This window comes from uncultured Lentibacter sp., from assembly GCF_937123735.1.
Classification (GTDB): domain Bacteria; phylum Pseudomonadota; class Alphaproteobacteria; order Rhodobacterales; family Rhodobacteraceae; genus Lentibacter.
Genome location: NZ_CAKZKL010000042.1, coordinates 13071 through 34905 on the forward strand (window position 1 = coordinate 13071; position 21835 = coordinate 34905).

Genomic DNA, 21835 nt, shown 5'->3' on the forward strand with positions numbered 1-21835 from the left:
AGCCCTTTCACATTGGCACTAAAGCCCAGCGCCGTAGAAGCCGCCTCTCCAATGCAGGCCAGACCTCGGGCATGATATCATATGTCGCCACACCCGAGCGCTCATCCCAGAAAAAATCGAGACACTCTTTCAGCAGCGCCATTTCAATCGCGTCAAGCCCGCCATTGGCGCGCAACATTTCAAGGGTCGTCCTGATATCTGCCCAAGCAAAATGAAACACATCAATGTTCCGCGTTTTCTTCACATCCAAATGATACGGAGGCGAGTCAGGCGTTCGCGCGAATTCGTTTGAGATTGTAATAACAGTGGTTACGCCCGTTTGCTTGGCCAGTTCCAGATAGCTATGGATCTGCTCTGAGCGAATAGCGTTCTTCTCTGCTTTCGCCTCGATAAAAGCCGCCCACTCGCTTTTGCCACGCGTGCACACGATCAGCCCGTCAGGCCGCACATCCGAAACCAACGAACTCTTGAAGGCAACCTCCATCGCACTTTTGAAACTACAGCTTTTGCCCGCGTTGTAACCACAATTGCGCAAAAACACTTCTCGCGCGCTGGGCAAAATACCGAGCAATGCCAAGAAAACAGACAGTAGTTTTCGCTCAGGCTGTTTGAAATTCGGTATGAGTTGCGGCGTATTGGGCGTGTTCGCAAAAGGTTCCAGATACTTCATGGGCAAATTCCTGCTACTTGATACACCAAAAGAGTGCTCTACCGCGCGCCAAAGCGTCAACCTTTAGGTGTTCAGATAGCCGGTGCCCTTTCCATCCTCTAACCCCTTCTTCTCTCCCCAAATATCCCTAGGGTGCATTGGGCGTCAGCCCATGAAGGGGCGCAAGCGCCCCTTTCCTCCGTCAGCCACACAGCGCACCCCTGCGCCGAGGCCCGCAGGGCCGAGGCGCCACCGGGCGATTTGGCGCAGCCAAAGCGCAACCCTCTTGGCATCTCCCATTGAAACCCCTGTCAAAAGCCGTCATGTTGATATCGTAAATCTCACCGCCCGCCGAGACCCGTCCTGATGAACAAGTTACTCCCCTTTTTGGCCCTGACAACTCTCGTCTCATGCGGCAGCAACGGCTATAAATCCGCGCCACGCTACACCGCCGCCATTCCGGCAGCCACATCAGGGCCGATCTCGCGCGCCTGCCTCGTCTCCGACAGAAAGGCCCGTTCGCGTCAGCTCTGCGGATGTATCCAGGCTGTCGCCGATATGACCCTCTCAAAGCCCGACCAATCCTTGGCAGCGTCCTTTTACGGCAACCCCCAAAAAGCCCAGGACATCCGCCAGTCCAGCGCAGCAGGCCATGAGCGGTTCTGGGCCAAATACAGTGAATACGCCGACACGGCCGAGCAAATATGCGGCTAATTTGTGGCGAGATCACCCCGCCGCCAGCCGCGGTTTTTGGGATGTCGCAGGCCGGTGCGCCTCCAGGCGGATCTCCGCGGCGCGGGCATGACCGACCATTCCTTCGTGGCGCGAGATATTCGCGCTGACCCGCGCCAGATCGGGCAGACCCGCCGCGCTCACCCGCTGCCAGGTCACGGTTTTTAGAAACTTATGCACGCAAAGCCCGCCCGTGTAGCGCGCGGCCCCCGATGTCGGCAGGGTGTGGTTGGGCCCCGCCGCCTTATCACCAAAACTCACCGTTGTCTCCGCACCAAGAAAAAGCGAGCCATACGAGCGCAGCGTGGCGCGCCACCACCCCAGGTCTTGCGCCTGCACATGAAGGTGCTCCGGGCCATAGGCATTTGCCACCTCGGCCATCTCCGCGCGCGTGTCACATAAAATCACCTCGCCCAAGTCCCGCCAGGCCGCTTCGGCGGCATGCCGGTTGTCTTGGGGGAGCTGCGCAGCCAACTCCGGCACAAGCCTCATAACCTCCCGCGCCAAGGCCTCGCTGTCGCTCACCAGCCACACGGGCGAGTTGTGCCCATGTTCTGCCTGCGAAACAAGATCCCATGCCACGCGGAGAGCCTGCGCCCCCGCATCGGCAATCACCATACTGTCGGTTGGCCCCGCGAACATATCAATCCCCACCGGCCCAAACATCTGCCGTTTGGCCTCGGCCACAAAAGCATTGCCCGGCCCGATCAAGATATCCGCAGGCTGAGCGCCAAACAGCCCCCCGGCCATGGCGGCAATCCCCTGCACACCGCCCAGCGCCAGAATATGGTCTGCCCCCGCCAGCTGCATGGCATAAAGGATCGCAGGGTGAATGCCCTGTCCGGGCTTGGGCGGAGAACAGGCCGTGATATGGCCTACCCCTGCCACCTTCGCGGTGGTGATGGTCATCAAGGCGCTGGCAATATGCGCATAGCGCCCGCCCGGCACATAGGCCCCCGCCGCATGAAGCGGAATCAGCTTCTGCCCCGCAAAAAGCCCGGGGCGCAGCTCCACTTCCATCTCGCTCACCGTCGCCAGCTGCGCCTCGGCAAACCGGCGGATGTTGTCATGCGCCCAGGCAATGTCGTCTTTCAGCTCCTGCGGCACAACGCGCACAGCCTCGGCCACAGCCGCCTCGCTCACCACGATGTCGCCGTCCCAGCCGTCCAGCCGCTTGGCATAATCGCGCGCCGCCGCCTCGCCACCCGCCTTGATCCGCGCCAGCATCACCTTCACGGTGTCGGTCACATCCGCCGTCGCACGGGCCTCAAGCTCCTTGTCCGCAGTTTTCAAATAGTGAATGGCCATGGCGCGCGCTCCTGTCATGCTTGCCCCAGTTCAGCGGGCGCGCGCGCCTGAAATCAAGCACCCTCACAGATCAAAGGCCCGCCGGACAGGCTATTTTTCGTGCCGCCAAAAGGCTTGTTCGATCTTTCTGAAACCGCCCCTAACCGCCGAGCGTCTCAAGCGCTGCCGCGGCGGCCGCCGAAGGCGTGATCTCGCCTGCCTCGACCTGCCCTGCCAGTGCATCCATCACAAGGCGCATCTCGCCGGTCTGCAACCGCGCCAGCAAGCCCTGGCGCACATCTTCTGCAAACCAGTGCCGGGCTTGGCGCGCCCGCGTGTTCTCAAAATGTCCGTTCGCGCGCCGCCAGTCCGTGAGCGCGCACATCGCCTCCCAGGCCTCAGCCAACCCCAGCTCTTCCACAGCCGAAACCGTCATCGCTTTCGGAAAGCCTTCAGGGTCCTGCGCGCGCTTCCTCAGCAAGCGCAAAGCGCCCGCATAATCCGCACAGGTGCGCGTTGCGGCAGGCTTCAAATCCCCATCCGCCTTGTTGATCAGGATGATATCGGCCATCTCCATGATGCCGCGCTTCACACCCTGCAGCTCGTCGCCACCCGCAGGAGCAAGCAGCAGGATAAAGAGGTCCGACATCTCGGCAACAACGGTCTCGGACTGCCCCACACCCACGGTCTCGATCAGGATCACATCAAAGCCCGCCGCCTCACAGAGCGCCACTGCCTCCCGCGTGCGCCGCGCCACACCGCCAAGCTGCGTCTGGCTGGGCGAAGGGCGGATAAAGGCGCGCGGCTCACGGCTCAGATGCTCCATGCGCGTCTTGTCACCCAGAATAGAGCCGCCAGAGCGCGCCGAACTGGGGTCAACCGCCAGCACAGCCACCCGCAGCCCTGCTTTCACAAGCATGAGGCCGAAGCTCTCGATAAAGGTCGATTTTCCCACACCCGGCGTGCCCGACAGGCCAATGCGCAGGGCTTGCCGCCCGGCCCCCTTCAAGCGCTCCAGAAGGTCGCGCGCTTGGGTGCGGTGGTCCGCGCGGCCGCTCTCCACAAGCGTGATCGCCCGCGCAAGCGCGCGCCTGTCCCCGTCCAGAATTCTCAAGGCAACTGCTTCAATATCCATGCGCCCAGATATGCCCTCTTTGCCGCTTGATTGTCCAGCCCGCGCCATGCTCCATAGGACCATGTCCAAATTGCCCATCCACGAGGCGCTGCCCGCGCTGCTCTGCGCTTTTGAAAATGGTCCCCGCGCCGTGCTGCAAGCGCCCCCGGGTGCCGGCAAAACCACGGTTGTGCCCCTCGCTCTGATGCAGTCGGGCCTTATTAAGGGTCGCATCCTCATGCTGGAGCCGCGCCGCCTCGCCGCGCGCTCCGCCGCCGAGTTTATGGCCAGCACGCTGGGCGAAGAGGTCGGCACAACCGTGGGCTACCGCATCCGCGGCGAGAGCCGCACAAGCCAGCACACCCGCGTCGAGGTTGTCACCGAAGGTATCCTCACCCGCATGTTGCAATCTGATCCCGAGCTTGCAGGGGTCGGCATGGTGATCTTTGATGAATTCCACGAGCGCTCGCTCAACGCCGATCTGGGCCTCGCCCTCTGCCTTGAGGTCAGTGAGGCCCTGCGCGATGACCTCAAACTCCTCGTTATGTCCGCCACGCTCGATGCCGCCCCCGTCGCAGCCCTCATGGGCGACGCCCCCGTGGTCACCTCCCAAGGCCGCAGCTTCCCTGTGCAGACCCGCTGGCTTGAGCGCCCCCTGCCCAAAGGCGCGCGCATTGCCGAAGCCATGGCCGAGCAAGTCCTCACAGTGCTCCCCGAAACCTCAGGGGGCCTCCTCGCCTTCCTCCCCGGCGAGGGCGAAATCCGCCGCGCCGCCGCACTACTGGACAAGTGCCTGCCCGATGGCGTCCGCGTGCATATGCTTTTCGGCGCGCTGCCGTTCAAAGAGCAGCAAGCCGCCATCCGCCCCGCCACCACGGGCCGCAAGGTGGTGCTGGCCACCTCCATCGCCGAAACCTCGCTCACCATCGAAGATGTCCGCGTGGTGCTCGATGCGGGCCTCGCGCGGCGCGCGCGCTACGATGCAGGCTCTGGCCTCTCGCGGCTGGTCACAGAAAAAGCCTCCCGCGCCGAGGCCACCCAACGGCAAGGCCGCGCAGGCCGTGTCGCACCGGGCATCTGCTACCGCCTCTGGACACGCGGCGAAGAAGGCGCTTTGCCCGCCTTCGCCCCCGCCGAAATCGAGGTGGCCGATCTTGCCCCCTTCGCGCTGGAGCTGGCCCTCTGGGGCAGCGCCGATCTGCCCCTGCTCACAGCCCCGCCCGAAGGCACGCTGGCCGAGGCGCAGAGCCTCCTGCAAGCGCTTGGCGCGCTCGATGACGCGAAGCACATCACAGCCCACGGCCGCGCGCTCGCCGCCCTGCCGGTGCACCCGCGTCTCGGCCATATGCTCGCGCTCGCAGGCAAGGATGCAGCAGGGCTGGCCGCCCTTCTCTCCGAGCGGGACATCCTCAAATCTGCCCCCGCCGATCTCTCCCTGCGCCTCAAAGCGCTCGATAGCCCCCGCGCCGTGCCGCAGCAAGTGAACCACGCCGCGCTGGCGCAGGTGCGCCAAGAGGCCAAGCGCCTCGCCCGGGTCGCGCCCGCGAGCGCCCGCGCGCTTACGCCGCCGCAAATGGCCGCGCTCGCCTATCCTGATCGTATCGCGTTGCGCCGCGCGGGCGATGCCCCGCGCTACCTCACATCCGGCGGCAAAGGCACCTATCTCGCCGAGGATGACCCCCTCGCCGCCGCCCGCCTCCTCGTGATCACCGATACTGACGGCCACCCGCGCGAAGCCCGCATCCGCGCCGCCTTGCAGATCAGCGAGGCCGAGCTGCGCGAGACATTCGCCCGCGAGATCACATGGCAGAAAAGCTGCCACTGGTCGCGCCGCGAGCGCCGTGTGCTGGCCAGCGAGGAAGAGCGCTTCGGCCAGATCGCCCTGCAAAGCCGCCTCTGGAAAGACGCGCCCGAAGAGGCCCTCGCCGCCGCCATGTGCGAAGGCATCCGCGAGCTGGGTCTCAAACCCTCGCCCGCCGCCGAGCGTCTGCGCGCCCGCGTGGCCCTTCTGGCCGCCGCGGGCCACGCCATGCCCGATATGTCCGATGACGCGTTGCTGGCAACGCTGGAAAGCTGGCTCGCGCCCTACCTCACAGGCGTCAAAACCAGCGCACATTGGAAGGCGTTTGACATCCACGCCCCCTTGCAAGCGCTGCTGTCTTACGAGCAGACACAGCTGCTTGCACAGCACGCGCCCGCGCATTTCACCACGCCTCTGGGCCGCAAAATCCCGATTGATTACGCAGGCGAGCACCCCGAAATCTCCCTGCGCCTTCAAGAAATGTTCGGCCAGCGCTCGCACCCGCAAGTGGCAGGCAAGCCTTTGCGCGTCACGCTTCTGTCGCCCGCCCAGCGCCCGGTGCAAACGACGCTCAATATACCCGCCTTCTGGGACACGTCCTATGCAGACGTGCGCAAGGATATGCGCGGTCGCTACCCCCGCCACCCATGGCCCGAAGACCCCCGCGAAGCCGATCCGACCCTGCGCAGCAAGCGCCGCTCTTAACCGCCGATATGCCCCTCTTTTGCAATTTTCAAACAGATCGGCTATGGTGGCGTTAATCAAAAATAAATTTGCGGCAGATAGTCAGTAAACCATGACCGATACCTTCAAGAAAGCTTGGGAAGAGCTCCTAAGCCCGTTTTTGCGCCGCCCCAAGCGGCTGCAAGTGGCCGCGCTCTGCTACAAGCAGGGCTCTGGCAACGGGGAAAAGAAGATCCTTCTCATCACCTCGCGCGATACAGGCCGCTGGATCATCCCCAAGGGCTGGCCGATTGATGGCAAAAACGCCCCCGAAGCCGCTTTGCAAGAAGCCTGGGAAGAGGCTGGCGTGCGCAAAGGCACAGCCGGCAAGTTGCTCGGTCACTACGACTACGACAAAGAGCTCAAAAGCGGCCTGCCCGTGGCTGTGCAAACACTTGTCTTCCCCGTGAAGGTCAGCGAAATGCGCGATGACTACCCCGAGGCCTCCGAGCGCAGCCGCAAATGGGTCTCTCCAGATGAGGCCGCGAACATGGTCTGCGAACCCCAACTTCAGGACATCCTCCGCAATTTGTAACAGTTTTGTATCAATTTTATGACAAATTGATTGAAAATTGCGCTCACCTTGGCTACCGACCCCCAAAGCCAGGGGGGCACAATGACCGACTTTCACAAACACAACGCAGATCACCTCGAAACACTCGACCGCGATCTGCACCGCCTCTCCTATCTGGAAAACGCCACCCAATATGTGTCGCGCCCCATGGTCGGGCCGGGCATCGCGCTGGCCTTCATGGTTCTGGCCGGTCTCTCGGCGGCCATCTTCTTTGGCTTTGAGCCACAAAACTCTGTGGTTATCCTCGCCGCTGTCTTCGGGGCCTATATGGCGCTGAATATTGGCGCCAATGATGTTGCCAACAACATGGGCCCGGCTGTGGGCGCCAATGCACTCACCCTGAGCGGTGCCATTGCCATTGCGGTGGTGTTTGAAAGTGCCGGCGCGCTCTTGGCCGGTGGTGATGTGGTTTCAACCATCTCCAAAGGCATCATCGCCCCCTCCACAATGGCCTCCGCCGATATCTTCATCTGGGCGATGATGGCCGCGCTCATCTCGGCCGCGCTCTGGGTCAATCTGGCCACATGGGTCGGCGCACCTGTCTCCACCACACACTCGGTGGTGGGCGGCGTTATGGGCGCAGGGATCGCCGCGGCGGGCTTTGCCGCCGTCAACTGGCCCACCATGAGCAAGATCGCCGCGAGCTGGGTGATTTCGCCTGTCTTAGGCGGCCTCATCGCCGCCGCCTTTCTCGCGCTCATCAAATCCCGCGTCATCTATCAGGACGACAAAATCGCCGCCGCGCGCAAATGGGTTCCGATCCTTGTGGGCATCATGGCAGGGGCCTTTGCCTCCTATCTTGCGCTCAAGGGCCTCAAACGTGTGATGAAAATCGATCTCCCCACAGCCCTGCTCATCGGCCTCGCGCTCGGCGTCATCGCCTGGCTTGTGACAATACCCCTCATCCGCCGCCAGGCCGAAGGGCTGGAAAACCGCAACAAATCTCTCAAGGTGCTCTTCGGTATCCCCCTGGTCATCTCCGCCGCCCTGCTCAGCTTTGCCCATGGCGCCAATGATGTGGCCAATGCCGTCGGCCCCCTCGCCGCCATCGTCCACGCCGCCGAATACGGCAGCTTCGCTGACAAGGTTGCCATTCCCATGTGGGTCATGGTGATCGGCGCCTTCGGGATCAGCTTCGGCCTCTTTCTGTTCGGTCCCAAGCTCATCCGCATGGTCGGCTCCCAGATCACCAAGCTCAACCCGATGCGCGCCTATTGTGTCTCGCTTTCGGCCGCCATCACAGTGATCGTCGCAAGCTGGCTCGGCCTACCGGTCTCCTCTACCCATATCGCCGTGGGCGCAGTCTTTGGCGTCGGCTTCTACCGCGAATGGGATGCCCTCCGGCGGATGCGCACCAGCGCGCAAACCCTGCCCCAAGAGCGCCGGATTGCTCCCGAAGAGCGCCGCCGCCGCAAGCTCGTGCGCCGCAGCCACTTCATGACCATCATAGCCGCATGGGTGATCACCGTGCCCGCCGCCGCCATCATGTCAGGGCTGATCTTCTACATCCTGAATGCTGTCGTAAACTAACCCAAAGCGCGCGCACTTTCTTTTTGCCCGAAATATCCCAGGGGGTCTGGGGGACTGGTCCCCCAGTTAAAACTGCGGTCTGGGGGACTGGTCCCCCAGTCAAAAAAACCTGCGCGCCGTCAGGCGCACAATTCAGACGCCCAAACACCAGCGCACAATCGCTTTTTGCGCGTGCAACCGGTTCTCGGCCTCGTCAAAAATAACCGAATTGGGCCCGTCCATCACAGCGCTCGTGGCTTCATCCTCGCGGTGCGCCGGCAGACAATGCATAAACAGCGCATCAGGCTTGGCGTGCTTCATCAGAGCTTCATTCACCTGATAGGGCCTCAGCATGTTGTGCCGCCGTTCCTTGGTGCTCTGCCCGTCATGCATACTCACCCAGGTGTCCGTCACCACAAGGTCCGCGCCCGCTACGGCCTTGGCCGCGTCCCGCTCGATGCTCACACTCACACCCGCCTTGCGCGCCAGCCCGATGAACTCCTCCTCCGGATCAAGCTGGCTTGGCCCCGCAAAGACCATATCAAAGCCAAACTGCGCCGCCGCGTGCAAGAAAGAGGCGCAGACGTTGTTGCCATCGCCACACCAGACAACCTTTTTGCCCCTGATCGGCCCACGATGCTCTTCATAGGTCAGCACATCCGCCATAATCTGGCAGGGGTGCGTGCGGTCGGTCAGCCCGTTGATCACCGGCACACTCGCGTGTTCGGCCATCTCCAAAAGCACGCTCTCGTCAAAGGTGCGGATCATGATCAGGTCCACATAACGGCTCATAACCTTGGCGGTGTCGGCAATCGTCTCGCCATGGCCCAGCTGCATCTCGCTGCCGGTAAGCAGCATGGTCTGCCCGCCCATCTGGCGGATGCCCACATCAAAGCTCACCCGCGTGCGCGTGCTGGGCTTCTCGAAAATCAGCGCCACCATCTGCCCGTCCAGCGGGCGCGTGTCGTCCATTTCGCCTTTGGGCCGCCCTGCGCGCGCCGCCTTCATGGCCGCCGCCTGGTCGATGATGCCGCGCAAATCTTCCTTGCTGGTCTTATGAATGTCGAGAAAATGGGTCATGCCTTCAATCCTTCGCTTACCGCTGTCGCGGCTCTGTCAAGGCGTGTCACGGCCTCAGAAATATCATCCTCGCCAATGTTGAGCGCCGGCAACAGCCGCACCACATTGTCCGCCGCCGGAACGGTGATCACCTCGGCCGCATAGCCCGCGCTCACAAACTCCGCAGGCGCCACCTTGCACTTGAGGCCCAGCATCAGCCCCGTGCCGCGCACGCCCTCAAACACATCGGGATGCGCCGCCACCAGCCCTTCCAGCTTCTGGCGCAAACCACCCGCACGGGCGTTCACATCGGCCAGAAACGCGGGCTCGGCCACAATCTCCATCACCTTGAGGCCTACAGCGCAGCCCAGAGGGTTGCCGCCATACGTGCTGCCATGGGTGCCCGCACCCATGCCGCGCGCCGCCTCGGCCTTGGCCAGAACAGCCCCCAGCGGGAACCCCCCGCCAATGCCCTTGGCCACCATCATGATATCCGGCTCGATCCCGGCCCACTCATGGGCAAAGAGCTTGCCCGTGCGCCCTACGCCACATTGCACCTCATCGAGCACCAAAAGCGCACCCGTCTCGTCACACATATCGCGCAAGCCCTTCAAGCACTGGTCGGGCAGCGGGCGAATGCCCCCCTCGCCCTGCACCGGCTCGATCAGGATCGCAGCGGTCTTGTCGCTCACAGCCGCGCGCAAGGCCTCATGGTCGCCCCATGGCAAATGCGTGAAACCACCGAGCAAAGGCCCGAAGCCCTTGGTCATCTTCTCGCTGCCCGCCGCCGCGATCGCGGCCGAAGAGCGGCCATGAAACGAGCCGTCAAAGGTGATGATCTCGACCCGCTCCGGCTGGCCCTTGTCATACCAGTGTTTGCGCACCATCTTCACCGCCAGCTCGCAAGCTTCCGTGCCCGAATTGGTGAAAAACACGGTATCCGCAAAGGTTGCCTCAACCAGCCTGTCCGCCAAAGCCTGCTGCTGCGGGATTTCGTAGAGGTTGGACAGATGCCACACCTTGCCCGCCTGCTCCGTCAGCGCGTCAACAAGTGCCGGGTGCGCATGGCCCAGCGCGTTTACGGCAATCCCGGCGCCTAGGTCCAGAAAGCGTCGTCCGTCCGCTTCCGTCAGCCAGCTGCCCGCGCCTTTGACAAAGTTCAAAGGCGCACGGCTGTAGGTTGGCAAAACAGATGGGATTGCAGAAGCAGTCGCAGAAGGAGTCATGGTCCAGTCCTCTATAAGAAGCCCGATAAGTGCCGAAGCAGGCAGGCATAGTCAACATTGGGAGGGAAAAGAGCGCCTTATGGCCGCGCCCAAGCCCATGCATCCGAAGAGCTTACGCTCGTCGACGTCGTGAGAAGAAAGAGATCACAGCCTTGCACATACGCGCGCTTTAACAGCCTGCTTGCCGCAAGGAAAGCAGAAACCGCTTGCCACGGCCCGGCCATCCACTATCGCTTGCCCAATGAGCCTATTACCTAGCCCCAACCCACGCCGCGCCGTCTTGCTGATGCTGGCAGCCACATTCTTCATCGCCAGTTCCACGCTCATGGCCAAGCTCGCCTCCGATCCGCGCTTTGGCGCGCCTCTGCATCCCTTGCAGATCAGCCATGGCCGCTTTCTCTTTGCCTTCCTGCTGATCAGCACCGTGGTCGCCACAACGCGCCAACCCATCCGCGCACCCGCACTTGCCCTCCATGCGGCGCGCTCGTTTCTGGGCTGGGGCGGCGTCACACTGATGTTCACGGCCGTGGCCTTCGTGCCGCTGGCCGATGCCACGGCCATCAGCTTTCTTAACCCCGTCTTTGCCATGATCTTCGCAATTCCGCTTCTCGGCGAGCGGGTGGGGCCCATCCGCTGGAGCGCTGCCAGCATTGCCCTGCTGGGCGCAGTTTTGCTGCTGCGCCCCTCGTCGGCCAGCTTCGCGCTCGGGGGGCTCTTCGCGCTGGCAGCCGCGCTCGTCATGGGCCTTGAGATCATCCTCATCAAACGGCTCTCAGGGCGCGAACCCGCGCTGCAAATCCTCTTTGTCAACAACGCCTTCGGCCTCGCCATAGCCAGCCTCGCCGTGCTGCCTGTCTGGGCAGCACCAACCGCAGCGCAATGGCTTGTTCTCGCCGGTGTTGGCAGTGCCATGGCGGCGGCGCAGTTTTTCTTCGTCAACGCCATGGCCCGCGCAGACGCCAGCTATGTCGCCCCCTTCTCCTTTGCCACGCTGATCTTCGCCGCGGCCTATGATGCCACCCTCTTTGCCACATGGCCCGATGCCGTCACCCTCTTGGGTGCCACCACCATTCTCTCGGGCGCCGGCCTGCTGGCGTGGCGCGAAAGCCATCTCAAACAGTCCCCATCTGAGCGCAAGTGATTCTGTGCCTTGTATCTGCGGCTGCGATGCTTAGTATAGGGCGCTGATCCGAGTTCTGGCCCGCCTCCTGCGCGCGGCCCCCCAACCTCAAGGAAACCGCATGTCCTGGACAGACGAACGCGTAGACGTATTGAAAAAAATGTGGGGCGAAGGCCAGTCGGCCAGCCAGATCGCCAAAGAGCTTGGTGGTGTCACCCGCAACGCGGTGATCGGCAAGGTGCACCGCCTCGGCCTGTCCAACCGCACCACCACAGGAACCGCCAAAACCGAAACCAAGCCAGCGGCCGCACCCGCTCCGAAAAAACCCTCCAAGCCCAAACCGGCACCCGCAGCCAAAAAGCCCAAACCCGCCGAGCCTGCGCCCGTGGCGGCTCCGGAAGCCGAGGCCAAACCCTTCCCCAAAAGCCCTGCGCGCCGCGCCATCATTCCCGCAGGCCAGCCCCTGCCGCCACAGCCCTCCAACAACGAGATCAGCGCCGAGGCCCTCGCCAAGGTCAACGAGATCGAGAAGAAGGCCAAAAAACTGAGCCTCATGGAACTCACCGAGCGCACCTGTAAATGGCCCGTGGGCGATCCCGCCACAGATGATTTCTGGTTCTGCGGCCTGCCCACACAGTCCGGCAAGCCCTATTGCGAAGCCCATGTGGGCGTGGCCTTCCAGCCCATGTCCTCACGCCGCGACCGCAAGCGCTAAATCCCTAGGAAACCGTGCCGGTGTTTTCAAACAACGCACAACAGCCCTTTCTTATTGCCAAAAATATCCAAAGCCTGCGCTGTCATCCCGCGCAGGCTTTCGCGTTTCTGCCGCCCCGCAGCACGCGCCACCGCGATTTAGCGAAGCTAAAGCGCAAACCCTTTCAAGGAGCACGACATGAACCTCGGTTTTCTCGGCACAGGCACCATCAGCACAGCGGTTGTCCACGCCCTCGCCCCTCTGGGCCATACCATCGCGGTGTCCGAGCGCTCCGCCGCCAACGCGCGCGCGCTCAGCGCGGCCTACCCGAACGTCTCTGTGGCCGACAACGCGGGCGTTGTCACCGCAGCCGATGTGCTTTTTCTCGGCCTTATGCCCGATGTGGCGCAAGGCCTGCTGCCCGCGCTGCCCTTCCGCGCGGGCCAGCGGGTGGTTTCCTTCATCGCCGATCTGCCCTTGCCCGAAGTTCAGGCGCTTGTCGCCCCCGCCACAGCCGAAAGCCTCGTGCTGCCGTTCCCGGCCATCGCCCATGGCCGCTCCCCGCTCATCGCTTTCCCACAGTCAGAGCTGGTTACAGAAATCTTCGTCGCGCATGATGTCTTCGCCATGGACAGCGCGGCAGAGTTCGCCGCCATGCTCTCTGCGCAAGCCGTGCTCTCCCCCGTGGTGCAGATGCTGCTTGAAGCCGCGGGCTGGGCCGCCACCCAAGGCGCTGAGGCCACCAAAGCGCAAGACTTCCTGCGCAGCCTCGTGGCCTCCAATCTCACAGCCAGCCCGCTTGCGCCCCTGCTCGCTTCCTTGAGCACAGAAGGCGGCTACAACGCCCGCCTGCGCGCCCATATGGAGGCCACAGGCAGCTTCGCCGCGCTCAAGAGCGGCCTCTCCGCGCTCTGAGCGGCACGCGCCGCAGCACAGTCGCCACCATCAGCTGCAAATCGTAGCACAGGCTCTGCTCGCGCGCATAAATCAGGTCGATCTTCGCCTTCACGGGCACACAGCGGCGCACATAAACCGCCTCTGTTTGCTCCGCCGTGGTGCAGGCCGCAAGAAGCGCCTCCTCGCGGCGGTGAAACGCCAGTGTCGCCAGCCCCGTCACACCGGGGCGCGCCTTCAGCACCTCGCCGTAAAGTTCAGGGAACATCTCGACATAGCGCCTCAGCGGCGGGCGCGGCCCGACAAAGCTGATATCGCCGCGCAAGATGTTCCAGAGCTGCGGCAGCTCATCGAGCCGCGTGCGCCGCAAGAAACGCCCCACCGGTGTGATCCTGTCGGCCTTATCCGCGCCCGAAACACCCTCGTTGGCCGCAGCAGGGCGCATGGTGCGAAACTTCCAGAGCAGGAAGGGCGCCTCTACGCCGCGCATCCGCTCAGCCACATAAAACACATCGCCCCCGTCGGTGAGCTTAATGGCAAGCGCAATCACAAGCGCCACAGGCCAAAGCAGCGTCGCCAGCACAAGCGCCAGCACAAGGTCCATTGCCCGCTTGGCCGCGCTCATGCCCAGCCTCCCCAGCAACGCCAGCTCTCCACCAGTGCTTCGGGCGTCACCTCGGGCAAACCGACAATCCGCTGCAAGGCGCGCACATCCAGCGCCACGCGCGCCAAGGCCCCCGCCGGCGCAGGCCGCCAGCACACAGGGGCCCCCGCCGCCGCCGCAATCGCGCCCATCTCGGCAACCCCGGGCTGCGCCACGTTCAACACATCAGGCAGCTCGGCCAGCGGCAACGCCAGAAGCGCCTCCAGCACACGCCCGAATTGGGGCACGGAAATATAGCTGCGCTGTGGCCCCTTGCCGCTTTCAAACTGGTCAATCTCGGCGACACGGCCCTCCGCAAGGGTGCGAAACAGACTGTCACAGCCCGCCACATTGCCCAGCCGCAACACACAGTTGCGCGGGCGCGGCCCAAAAAGCGCAATCCGCGCCTCCATATCGGCCTTCGCCTGCCCGTAAGCGCCCAGCGGCGCAAGCGGTGCGGCCTCGCTGGGGTCTGCCTTGGCGCAAGCGCCATACACCGCCGCGCTGGAGAGATGCAGCACCCGCTCCGCGCCACTGGCCTTGGCCAGAACCCGCGCGGCCTCGGCCAGCGGCACATTCTGCGCCAGCGCCTGTGCCGGGCCGTGGGTGACCCCCCACAAAGCCACAACAGCTTGGGCCCGGGGCAAGCGGCTTTGCGTTTCTAGCGCCTTGCGCCCGAGCCACAGGGGCTCAAGGCCCTCAGGGGGCGATGCGCTCCAGACGCGCTGCAAGGCGCGGCCCAGCTTCCCTGTCGATCCCAGAAAAATCACTCTGCCCAAAAATAAACTCCACTGGCTATTTGGCCTTCCTAGCACCCCCTTGCCCGTGTAAACAGGGCAAAGCACCCAATTTGTCTGGGGGGGTCTTGTGCGTTTGTTTGCCCGTTTCGGTCTTTTGGCCTGTTTGAGTCTCAGTCTTGCCGCCTGTTCGCTGCCGCGCGGAGCGGCGCTTGTCCAAGAGGTGGTCCGCGAGACACGCTCCCAAGATCCGAGCTTTCAGGTTGTGCCGGTCACCCGCGCCGCGCTGCCCGATATTGCCAGCTGGCCACGCACGGGCGCGACAACGCCCTACAGCTGGCCCAGCGCCACCCGCGGCTCCAACGCCGATACAATCCGCGCCGGCGACAGCATCGACCTGATCATCTGGGACAGTGATGCCAACTCCCTGCTGACAGGGGCCGGCTCAAAATCAACCGATATGCGCGGGCTGAGGGTCTCGCCTGCGGGCACGGTCTTTGTGCCCTATCTGGATGAGGTGGTCGTCTCCGGCTTCAGCTCCACAGAAGCCCGCCGCCATATCCAGCAACGCCTCACCGAAATATCGCCCTCAGCACAGGTGCAGCTCATGTTGAGCGCCGGACAGCAAAACTCGGTCGATCTGGTGGCTGGCGTTGGCAAGCCCGGCAGCTACCCCTTGCCCAGCAAGAACACCTCGATCCTGAGCGTGCTCTCGCTGGCTGGCGGAATCGACCAAGGGCTGCGCAATCCGCTTGTGCGGCTCAACCGCGCCAACCGCTCCTATGCGGTGCGCGCCGAAAAACTCTATACCGATCAGTCCCTGAACACCGTGTTGCGCGGTGGCGACAAAATCATCGTGCGCGAGGATGACCGCTACTTCACCGCCCTCGGCGCAACCGGCACAGAGACAATCGTGCCCTTTGATCAGGAGACCATCACCGCCATGGAAGCCCTGTCGCGGCTGGGCGGGCTCTCAGATGCGCGCGCCAATCTCAAGGCGGTTCTGGTGTTGCGTGAATACAGCGCCGCACAAACCGGCGCAGGCCCCGGGCGGCCCGAGCTTGCCCATGTGGTCTTCACCTTCGATCTCACCCATGCCGACGGCCTCTTTGCCGCCCGCAGCTTTGAGATCGCCGCCGGAGACACCATTCTCGCCACAGAATCGGCCGTCACAGCGGCGCGCTCACTCTTTGGCCTGATCGGCTCGGCCTTCGGACTGGCCACAACCCTGAGCGGCAGCTAACCCGCTGCGGGCCGCTCTGGTTGCTCAAAAGGACGGCAACCAGAGCGCAAGCCCGGGAAAGGCGATCAGCAACCCCACCAGAAACAACGAACAGAAAATATAGGGAAATGCGGAGGTATATATCTCTCGCATGGTCGTTCCCGCCGGGGCCACCCCCTTCATGACAAACAGAAGCAAGCCAAAGGGCGGCGTGGTAAAGCTGATCTCCAGCGAGAGCAGCATGATCAGCGCAAACCAGATCGGATCAAAGCCAAGCGTCTGCGCCAGCGGAAAGAAAATCGGAACCGTCAGCAGCATGATCGAGATCTGTTCCATGAACATTCCAAGCAGCAAAAGCACCCCGAACATGACAAGCAGCATCACAAGCGGTGCCAGATCAAAGCTGGTCGCCCAGCTTACAAGCCCGCGTGATGCGCCGGAAAAGGCCAGAAGCTGGCTGAACGTGGCCGAGCCGAACACGATGAGATAGGCCATCAACGTCACCCGCATCGCCCCGAGCACCGACTTTTTCATCGCCTCCCATGTGAGGCAGCGAAACACAGCCGCCAGCAAGAGCACGCCCAAAGCGCCAAAGGCCGCAGCCTCCGAGGGGGTCACAAAACCCTGTATCATCAGCACGATGATAACAACCATGACGCTGATCATCGGCACAACCTCCCGCAAGAGCAGAGCCAGCTTGGTGCCAAAAGACATGGGCGCAACCTCATAGGCCGGGGCGGCTGTCGGGTCTATCTTGGTCTGAATCCAGATCGTTGCCATGTAAAACCCCGCCAGGATCAGCCCGGGGATCACCCCGGCAATCAGCAGGGCAGCCACATCAATTTGCGCCAATGTGGCCAGCAGCACAGCCAGCGCAGACGGCGGGATGATGATGGCCAGCCCACCTGTTCCAAGGATCGGGCCGATGCTCATATGCGATTTGTAGCCACGGCGGCTCATCTCCGGAACCATGAGCGAACCAAGAAGCGCCGTGGAGCCCATAGAGGAGCCTGACAGCGTGGAAAACGCCGTGCCACCCAGCACCGTGACATAGCTCAGCCGGCCAGGCAAACGGCCCAACAGCTTGTCAATCGCCGTGAACATCCGCCCGCCAAGCCCGGTGTGAAAGAAAATCTCCCCCATCAACAAGAACAGGGGGATGGGCATCAGCGCGTATTTGGTCAGCGCGCCCAGCCCGTTGTTCAACAGCTGTGTGATGCCACGCTCTCCGCCCATGAAGACCCAAGCGCCAAGGATGTTGGCCGCCAGAAAAGCCAGTGCAATCGGCATCCCGATCGCCATGAGAAAAACGATAGTGCCCAACAGTAGGGCCAGCGCCTCGAACCATTCCATTATTCGTGTATCCCTGCTTCGCCGCTGTGCATCAGCTCGGAACCGAAAACGAAGCGGGAAAATTCTACAGCCATCAGGCCAAACGAGAGCGGAAAGGCAATCGTAAGCAGCCACCGCGGGAAGTAGTAGGCGCGGGTGTCAAAGTCGCCGCGCTCCAGGTTGGTGAGAACCAGTTCTGCCCCCTTCCAGGCCAGGATCACGCAAACCAGAACACAGGCCAGCGCCACAGCCCGGCTGAGACTCTGGCGCGCGCGCTCGGGCAAACTGGCGGTGACCAGCTCGATATGCACATGCCCCTTCTCGCGCACCAACCAGGGCGCGCCAAGCATGGTCATATAGAGAAGGCCATATTCCGCCGACGTGAAAAGCCAGGCAAAGGGCTGCACTCCAAAGTTGCGCATCACAACCGACGTGATGACCGACACCATGATCCAGACAAGCATGAAGCCCGATATCGCGGCCATCCCGTAGAGCAGACCCTTATAGGTTTTGGTGATCATCGCAGAGGGCTCCAAAAAGCAAAACGGGCCCACCCCCAAGGGCAGGCCCGCGTGGGGGGTTATTTGGCTGCGTCAAGGTCGTAGAACAGCTCAAGCAGACGGTCGTAATTGCCTGTGCCACCGGGCTGTCCGGCCATGACCTCCTTCATGCGCTCCCATGTTTTTTCACGGGCTGCCGCAAGATAGTTGGCCTTGGCTTCGCCCTCCAGGGAGATAACCTTCATGCCCGCAGCATCAAGCGCGGCAAAGTCCTCATCTCGCTTGGATTGCAACGCGGCAACGCTGTCTTTCTCGTGCTGGATCGCCACATCCTGAAGGATCGTGCGGGCCTCCTCAGACAGTGAATTCCACTTTTCGTTGTTCACGATCACGCCAAGGTCAGTCGAGAAAAAGCAGGGCTCGATCCGGTAGTTGAGAAACTCGTTCCACTTCAGATCAATCAGGCCGATCTGGGTCCAACCCGTCGCATCAACAACACCGCGCTGCAACGCGGAATAAACTTCGCCTGTCGGCAAATCAATGACCTGCGCGCCGAGGTAGTTTGTAAAGAACGCGTTATACACGTTGTTGCCACGCAGCTTGAGCCCTTCCACCTCAAGGTTGCCGTTCGCATCAAACTGCGGCTCATCGCGTGTCCAGAGGTTGTAGCACACCCCGCTGTCAAACCAGCCCAGATACTTCAGGCCCATCTTCTCCTGATGGATTTGGTCAATCAGGGCGATGCCACCGTTGACGCGTGTTTCCACCGCGGTGAGGTTTGAGGCCACCATCGCATCTTTTTCAGGCAGCGCACCGCCATAAAAAGAGCCGGGCGTATAGACCATATCAACAATACCATCACGCACCGCATCGGGCTGCTGGAACATGCCAATCGCCTCGGGGCCACCGCGCACATCAATCTGGATCACCCCCTTACCGGCGGCATTTACCTTGTCCACAAAGCTCAGGAAGCTCTTGGTGTAGATCAGCGTTTCCGGAAAAGCATGCACCGCCGAAATCGTCTCTTCCGCTTTGAGTGCGCCCGCAACCAGCGTGGCACCTGCAAGCAGGCTTCCCAGTAGTTTCATCTTCATCGTGTCGTCCTCCACTGTTTCGGGGCAGTCGCCCCCTTCTTTCGGGCCTGTTTCTGCCCAATGTTTCCGCCCAAGGTGGCGGTTTTCAATCCGGTCCGCTGGGCCAGGCCCAAGGGGTGGTTTGATAGCGTAAATCTTTGAATTTCTTGATGGCCATGCCCTGCGCCAGCGACAGGTCAATATCGTCCCAGCCGTTGATGAGTTTCTTGGCCCAACTGTCATCCAGCTCAAAAGCGCCACTCAGCGTCCCAAGCCGAAGCTGGCGGGCGCTGATATCAATCTCGATGTCCCGCGCGCCCTCGGCCAGAGCCGTGGCCAGCTCACCCTGAAGCGCCCCGTCTATCCTGGCAGGCAACAGCCCGTTGTTCACAGCATTTGAGGCGAAAATATCGCCAAAGCTCGGGGCGATCACCGCACAGATGCCCGCATCAACAAGCGCATAGACAGCCGCCTCGCGCGAGGAGCCGCTGCCAAAATTGCGCCCGGCCACCAGCACGCTGGCCCCCTCATGACGGTTGAGCGCAAACTCCGCGCGCAAGCGTCCCTCTGCGTCTCGGCGCATATCATGCAGCAAATAGGGCCCATAGCCCTCCGCGCGCGGCACCGACATGAAACGCGCCGGAATCAGCTGGTCCGTGTCGATGTTGGCCTGCGGCAGGCCAACCGCCAAACCCTTGTGGCTGTTCCAACCGCTCATCACACCCGCCCCTCAAGCAAGGGGCGCACATCGCTCAGCACACCTGTCACAGCGGCCGCCGCCACCATCGCCGGGCTCATCAGATGGGTGCGCGCACCGCGCCCCTGACGGCCTTTGAAATTGCGGTTGGTCGAGGACGCACAGCGCTTGCCTTCTCCCACAAGGTCGCCGTTCATCCCCACACACATCGAACAGCCCGCCGCGGCCCACTCAAGGCCCGCCGCGCCAAAAATCTGGTCAAGCCCCTCGCGTTCGGCCTGCGCCTTCACCTGTGCCGAGCCGGGCGAAATCAGACCGGGCACCTTCGCCTTGCGCCCGGCCAGAACAGCCGCCGCCGCGCGCAGATCCTCGATCCGCCCGTTGGTGCAAGAGCCGATGAAAACCTGGTCCACCGGGGTGCCGGCCAGCCTCTGCCCCGGTGTCAGGCCCATATAGGCATAGGCCGCGTGGGCCGCTTCGGCCTTTGCGGGGGGCAAATCGGCCGGATCAGGCAGAACAGCGGTGATGGGCAGGGCCTGCTCAGGGCTAGTCCCCCATGTCACCGTCGGGGCGATCTCGCCCGCATCCAGCCACACCTCGCGCTCAAAATGCGCATCTGCGTCGCTGGCCAGCGCCGTCCAATCCGCGCAGGCTGCGGGCCAGCCAGCCCCCTGCGGCGCAAAGCGTCGCCCTTGCAGATACGAAAATGTCGTTTCATCTGGCGCAACCATCCCGAACCGCGCGCCGCCCTCTATCGAGAGGTTGCACAGCGTCATGCGCCCCTCCATGGACAACCCCCGGACCGTGCTGCCCGCATATTCAACCGCATGGCCCTGAGCGCCATCGGTGCCAAGGCGGGCAATCCAGCCAAGAGCAATGTCCTTTGCGCTCACCCCCGGGCCCAACGCCCCATCCACCGTAATCCGCATCGCCTTGGGCTTGCGCTGCCAAATGGTTTGCGTGGCCAGAACATGGGCGACCTCAGTGGCGCCAATGCCAAAGGCCAGCGCCCCGAAAGCCCCGTGGGTCGAGGTGTGGCTGTCACCGCAATTGATGAGCAGCCCCGGCAGCGTCAACCCCTCCTCGGGGCCAAGCACATGCACAATCCCCTGCAACGGGTCATCCAGATCATAAAGCCGCACCCCATGCGCGGTTGCATTGCTGCGCAGCGTTTGGATCATCCGTTCGATCTGCGGATCAGCACGCCGTGCGCGGCCCCGCGTGGGCGCATAATGGTCCACAACCGCAAATGTCAGTGCAGGCTCGGCCAGTGCCAAACCACGCGCCTTCAGCTTGGCAAACGCATGATGCGAGCCTTCATGCACCAAATGCCGGTCCACCCAGAGCAGAGACACGCCATCCTCGCGCAAAAGCACCTCATGCGCACCCCAGAGCTTGTCGAGCATGGTTTGCGCAGCGCCCATCAACGCTCGCTCCCGCTCTCGCCAATCGCCGGCTCCCAGTGGCGCGCGCCCCCTTCGCCAACCCGCGTCAGCGGCATGTCCAGGCGAAACATGTCGGGCCGGTAGAGCCCGGACAGATATTCCACGCCATTGCCCTCCACATCCCGCACAACGCGGCGCAGCGAGAGCAGGGCAGAGCCCACTTCAACCTCAAGCGCCTCGGCCACATCCGGCCCCGCCAGCATCGCACTCACCGATTGATGCGCTTCCTTGATCTGCACGCCACTGCGCTCCAGAAGCTTGAAAAGCGGCGTGGTCGCCAAATCGTTTTCCGAGTAGTTCTGGGCAATCTGCGCCGGCACATATGTTGTCAAATGCGAAAACGGCACATCCCCCGCCAGGCGCACCCGTGTCGCGATCTGGACTTTGGCCGCCCCGCCCAAACCCATCGCAGACGCAACGAAATCAGGCGCGCTGCCATAGGAAAACGACAAAAGCCGCGCGGTTGTCTTCTGGCCCATCTCCACAAGCTGGGGCATGAGCGTGTTGAAATTCATTTCGGCGCGCTGGCCGCTGGCCGCGCGGGCGCGCACCCGCGTGCCGCTGCCGATCCGCCGCTCGATCAAGCCGCCCTGCGCCAGGGCATCAAGTGCCCGGCGCACCGTCACCCGGCTGACGCTGAACGCCTCCGCAAGCTTTTGTTCGCCCGGCAAAGTCTCGCCATCGCGCAAATCGCCACCGCTGATCTGGTCGCGCAGAGCAAGGTAAACACGCCGCGCCTTGGCCCCTTCTGGCAGTATCTGGACAGCTTCCGGCCGCATCGATGATTCTCCCGACATTCGCACC

At 62.8% G+C, this 21835-nt stretch carries 21 protein-coding genes; 8 read left to right on the forward strand and 13 right to left on the reverse strand.

What is annotated here, in order from left to right:
* Positions 1 to 7 precede the first annotated feature (7 nt).
* A complete protein-coding gene (locus Q0478_RS12945) occupies positions 8 to 670 on the reverse strand; it encodes a hypothetical protein (RefSeq protein ID WP_298679928.1) in 663 nt (220 codons plus the stop codon).
* Positions 671 to 1015: 345 nt separating this feature from the next.
* On the opposite strand from Q0478_RS12945, the gene Q0478_RS12950 reads away from it, so the two are divergent.
* Positions 1016 to 1363: a hypothetical protein gene (locus Q0478_RS12950; protein ID WP_298679930.1), complete on the forward strand. Its 348-nt coding sequence runs from the start codon at positions 1016 to 1018 to the stop codon at positions 1361 to 1363.
* Between the two features lie 12 nt (positions 1364 to 1375).
* Here Q0478_RS12950 and hisD read toward each other — a convergent pair whose 3' ends face one another.
* Positions 1376 to 2689 carry a histidinol dehydrogenase gene (hisD, locus tag Q0478_RS12955; RefSeq protein ID WP_298679932.1) on the reverse strand — a complete coding sequence of 438 codons (1314 nt, stop codon included), beginning with the start codon at positions 2687 to 2689 and terminating at the stop codon, positions 1376 to 1378.
* Between the two features lie 139 nt (positions 2690 to 2828).
* Positions 2829 to 3803: a methylmalonyl Co-A mutase-associated GTPase MeaB gene (gene meaB / locus Q0478_RS12960; RefSeq protein WP_298679934.1), complete on the reverse strand. Its 975-nt coding sequence runs from the start codon at positions 3801 to 3803 to the stop codon at positions 2829 to 2831.
* 61 nt (positions 3804 to 3864) lie between these two features.
* Between meaB and hrpB the strand changes: the two genes are divergently transcribed.
* From hrpB to Q0478_RS12975, 3 genes are all read left to right on the forward strand, one after another.
* Positions 3865 to 6288, forward strand: coding sequence for an ATP-dependent helicase HrpB (gene hrpB, locus Q0478_RS12965; RefSeq protein ID WP_298679936.1), 2424 nt, complete (start codon positions 3865 to 3867; stop codon positions 6286 to 6288).
* Positions 6289 to 6379: 91 nt separating this feature from the next.
* Positions 6380 to 6841, forward strand: a complete 462-nt coding sequence (locus tag Q0478_RS12970) for an NUDIX hydrolase (protein WP_298679938.1) — start codon at positions 6380 to 6382, stop codon at positions 6839 to 6841.
* Between the two features lie 81 nt (positions 6842 to 6922).
* Positions 6923 to 8410: an inorganic phosphate transporter gene (locus Q0478_RS12975; protein WP_298679940.1), complete on the forward strand. Its 1488-nt coding sequence runs from the start codon at positions 6923 to 6925 to the stop codon at positions 8408 to 8410.
* A gap of 132 nt (positions 8411 to 8542) precedes the next feature.
* Here Q0478_RS12975 and argF read toward each other — a convergent pair whose 3' ends face one another.
* Together argF and Q0478_RS12985 are read right to left on the reverse strand one after the other, a co-directional pair.
* Entirely contained in the window at positions 8543 to 9469 is a 927-nt protein-coding gene (gene argF / locus Q0478_RS12980; protein WP_298679942.1) for an ornithine carbamoyltransferase, read from the reverse strand.
* Complete coding sequence (locus tag Q0478_RS12985) at positions 9466 to 10674, reverse strand: aspartate aminotransferase family protein (RefSeq protein ID WP_298679944.1); 1209 nt, start codon at positions 10672 to 10674, stop codon at positions 9466 to 9468. The genes argF and Q0478_RS12985 overlap by 4 nt, the downstream gene beginning before the upstream one ends.
* A gap of 241 nt (positions 10675 to 10915) precedes the next feature.
* Here Q0478_RS12985 and Q0478_RS12990 point away from each other — a divergent pair, with 241 nt between their 5' ends.
* The 3 genes from Q0478_RS12990 to Q0478_RS13000 all read left to right on the forward strand — a co-directional run bounded on the left by Q0478_RS12990 (position 10916) and on the right by Q0478_RS13000 (position 13403).
* Complete coding sequence (locus tag Q0478_RS12990) at positions 10916 to 11815, forward strand: DMT family transporter (RefSeq protein WP_298679946.1); 900 nt, start codon at positions 10916 to 10918, stop codon at positions 11813 to 11815.
* 100 nt (positions 11816 to 11915) lie between these two features.
* Complete coding sequence (locus Q0478_RS12995) at positions 11916 to 12509, forward strand: GcrA family cell cycle regulator (RefSeq protein WP_298679947.1); 594 nt, start codon at positions 11916 to 11918, stop codon at positions 12507 to 12509.
* A 177-nt stretch (positions 12510 to 12686) separates the two neighbouring features.
* Complete coding sequence (locus tag Q0478_RS13000; protein WP_298679948.1) at positions 12687 to 13403, forward strand: NAD(P)-binding domain-containing protein; 717 nt, start codon at positions 12687 to 12689, stop codon at positions 13401 to 13403.
* Here the strand turns inward: Q0478_RS13000 and Q0478_RS13005 are convergent.
* Both Q0478_RS13005 and Q0478_RS13010 read right to left on the reverse strand, forming a co-directional pair.
* Positions 13378 to 14007: a sugar transferase gene (locus tag Q0478_RS13005; protein WP_298679949.1), complete on the reverse strand. Its 630-nt coding sequence runs from the start codon at positions 14005 to 14007 to the stop codon at positions 13378 to 13380. The genes Q0478_RS13000 and Q0478_RS13005 overlap by 26 nt on opposite strands.
* The gene (locus Q0478_RS13010; RefSeq protein WP_298679986.1) at positions 14004 to 14795 is read right to left on the reverse strand and encodes an NAD-dependent epimerase/dehydratase family protein; all 792 of its coding nucleotides are present in this window, start codon (positions 14793 to 14795) and stop codon (positions 14004 to 14006) included. The genes Q0478_RS13005 and Q0478_RS13010 overlap by 4 nt, the downstream gene beginning before the upstream one ends.
* A 97-nt stretch (positions 14796 to 14892) precedes the next feature.
* Here Q0478_RS13010 and Q0478_RS13015 point away from each other — a divergent pair, with 97 nt between their 5' ends.
* Complete coding sequence (locus Q0478_RS13015; protein ID WP_298679950.1) at positions 14893 to 16005, forward strand: polysaccharide biosynthesis/export family protein; 1113 nt, start codon at positions 14893 to 14895, stop codon at positions 16003 to 16005.
* 24 nt (positions 16006 to 16029) lie between these two features.
* Here Q0478_RS13015 and Q0478_RS13020 read toward each other — a convergent pair whose 3' ends face one another.
* The 6 genes from Q0478_RS13020 to Q0478_RS13045 form a co-directional block, all read right to left on the reverse strand.
* Positions 16030 to 17337, reverse strand: a complete 1308-nt coding sequence (locus Q0478_RS13020) for a TRAP transporter large permease (protein ID WP_298679951.1) — start codon at positions 17335 to 17337, stop codon at positions 16030 to 16032.
* Positions 17337 to 17837 (reverse strand): TRAP transporter small permease, encoded by a 501-nt coding sequence (locus Q0478_RS13025; RefSeq protein WP_298679952.1) that lies wholly within the window; start codon positions 17835 to 17837, stop codon positions 17337 to 17339. Before Q0478_RS13025 ends, Q0478_RS13020 begins: the two co-directional genes overlap by 1 nt.
* A gap of 59 nt (positions 17838 to 17896) precedes the next feature.
* Positions 17897 to 18910: a TRAP transporter substrate-binding protein DctP gene (dctP, locus tag Q0478_RS13030; RefSeq protein WP_298679954.1), complete on the reverse strand. Its 1014-nt coding sequence runs from the start codon at positions 18908 to 18910 to the stop codon at positions 17897 to 17899.
* An 85-nt stretch (positions 18911 to 18995) separates the two neighbouring features.
* On the reverse strand, positions 18996 to 19607 hold the full coding sequence (gene leuD, locus Q0478_RS13035; RefSeq protein ID WP_298679956.1) for a 3-isopropylmalate dehydratase small subunit: 612 nt from the start codon (positions 19605 to 19607) through the stop codon (positions 18996 to 18998).
* On the reverse strand, positions 19607 to 21010 hold the full coding sequence (gene leuC, locus Q0478_RS13040) for a 3-isopropylmalate dehydratase large subunit (protein ID WP_298679958.1): 1404 nt from the start codon (positions 21008 to 21010) through the stop codon (positions 19607 to 19609). Before leuC ends, leuD begins: the two co-directional genes overlap by 1 nt.
* The gene (locus Q0478_RS13045) at positions 21010 to 21810 is read right to left on the reverse strand and encodes a GntR family transcriptional regulator (protein WP_298679960.1); all 801 of its coding nucleotides are present in this window, start codon (positions 21808 to 21810) and stop codon (positions 21010 to 21012) included. The genes leuC and Q0478_RS13045 overlap by 1 nt, the downstream gene beginning before the upstream one ends.
* Positions 21811 to 21835: the final 25 nt, after the last annotated feature.

What these genes read in the sequence shown, in the direction of transcription:
- Q0478_RS12945 (WP_298679928.1), bottom strand. Translation starts at nt 670, where the DNA reads ATGAAGTATCTGGAACCTTTTGCGAACACGCCCAATACGCCGCAACTC.
- Q0478_RS12950 (WP_298679930.1), top strand. Translation starts at nt 1,016, where the DNA reads ATGAACAAGTTACTCCCCTTTTTGGCCCTGACAACTCTCGTCTCATGC.
- hisD (WP_298679932.1), bottom strand. Translation starts at nt 2,689, where the DNA reads ATGGCCATTCACTATTTGAAAACTGCGGACAAGGAGCTTGAGGCCCGT.
- meaB (WP_298679934.1), bottom strand. Translation starts at nt 3,803, where the DNA reads ATGGATATTGAAGCAGTTGCCTTGAGAATTCTGGACGGGGACAGGCGC.
- hrpB (WP_298679936.1), top strand. Translation starts at nt 3,865, where the DNA reads ATGTCCAAATTGCCCATCCACGAGGCGCTGCCCGCGCTGCTCTGCGCT.
- Q0478_RS12970 (WP_298679938.1), top strand. Translation starts at nt 6,380, where the DNA reads ATGACCGATACCTTCAAGAAAGCTTGGGAAGAGCTCCTAAGCCCGTTT.
- Q0478_RS12975 (WP_298679940.1), top strand. Translation starts at nt 6,923, where the DNA reads ATGACCGACTTTCACAAACACAACGCAGATCACCTCGAAACACTCGAC.
- argF (WP_298679942.1), bottom strand. Translation starts at nt 9,469, where the DNA reads ATGACCCATTTTCTCGACATTCATAAGACCAGCAAGGAAGATTTGCGC.
- Q0478_RS12985 (WP_298679944.1), bottom strand. Translation starts at nt 10,674, where the DNA reads ATGACTCCTTCTGCGACTGCTTCTGCAATCCCATCTGTTTTGCCAACC.
- Q0478_RS12990 (WP_298679946.1), top strand. Translation starts at nt 10,916, where the DNA reads ATGAGCCTATTACCTAGCCCCAACCCACGCCGCGCCGTCTTGCTGATG.
- Q0478_RS12995 (WP_298679947.1), top strand. Translation starts at nt 11,916, where the DNA reads ATGTCCTGGACAGACGAACGCGTAGACGTATTGAAAAAAATGTGGGGC.
- Q0478_RS13000 (WP_298679948.1), top strand. Translation starts at nt 12,687, where the DNA reads ATGAACCTCGGTTTTCTCGGCACAGGCACCATCAGCACAGCGGTTGTC.
- Q0478_RS13005 (WP_298679949.1), bottom strand. Translation starts at nt 14,007, where the DNA reads ATGAGCGCGGCCAAGCGGGCAATGGACCTTGTGCTGGCGCTTGTGCTG.
- Q0478_RS13020 (WP_298679951.1), bottom strand. Translation starts at nt 17,337, where the DNA reads ATGGAATGGTTCGAGGCGCTGGCCCTACTGTTGGGCACTATCGTTTTT.
- Q0478_RS13025 (WP_298679952.1), bottom strand. Translation starts at nt 17,837, where the DNA reads ATGATCACCAAAACCTATAAGGGTCTGCTCTACGGGATGGCCGCGATA.
- dctP (WP_298679954.1), bottom strand. Translation starts at nt 18,910, where the DNA reads ATGAAGATGAAACTACTGGGAAGCCTGCTTGCAGGTGCCACGCTGGTT.
- leuD (WP_298679956.1), bottom strand. Translation starts at nt 19,607, where the DNA reads ATGAGCGGTTGGAACAGCCACAAGGGTTTGGCGGTTGGCCTGCCGCAG.
- leuC (WP_298679958.1), bottom strand. Translation starts at nt 21,010, where the DNA reads ATGGGCGCTGCGCAAACCATGCTCGACAAGCTCTGGGGTGCGCATGAG.
- Q0478_RS13045 (WP_298679960.1), bottom strand. Translation starts at nt 21,810, where the DNA reads ATGCGGCCGGAAGCTGTCCAGATACTGCCAGAAGGGGCCAAGGCGCGG.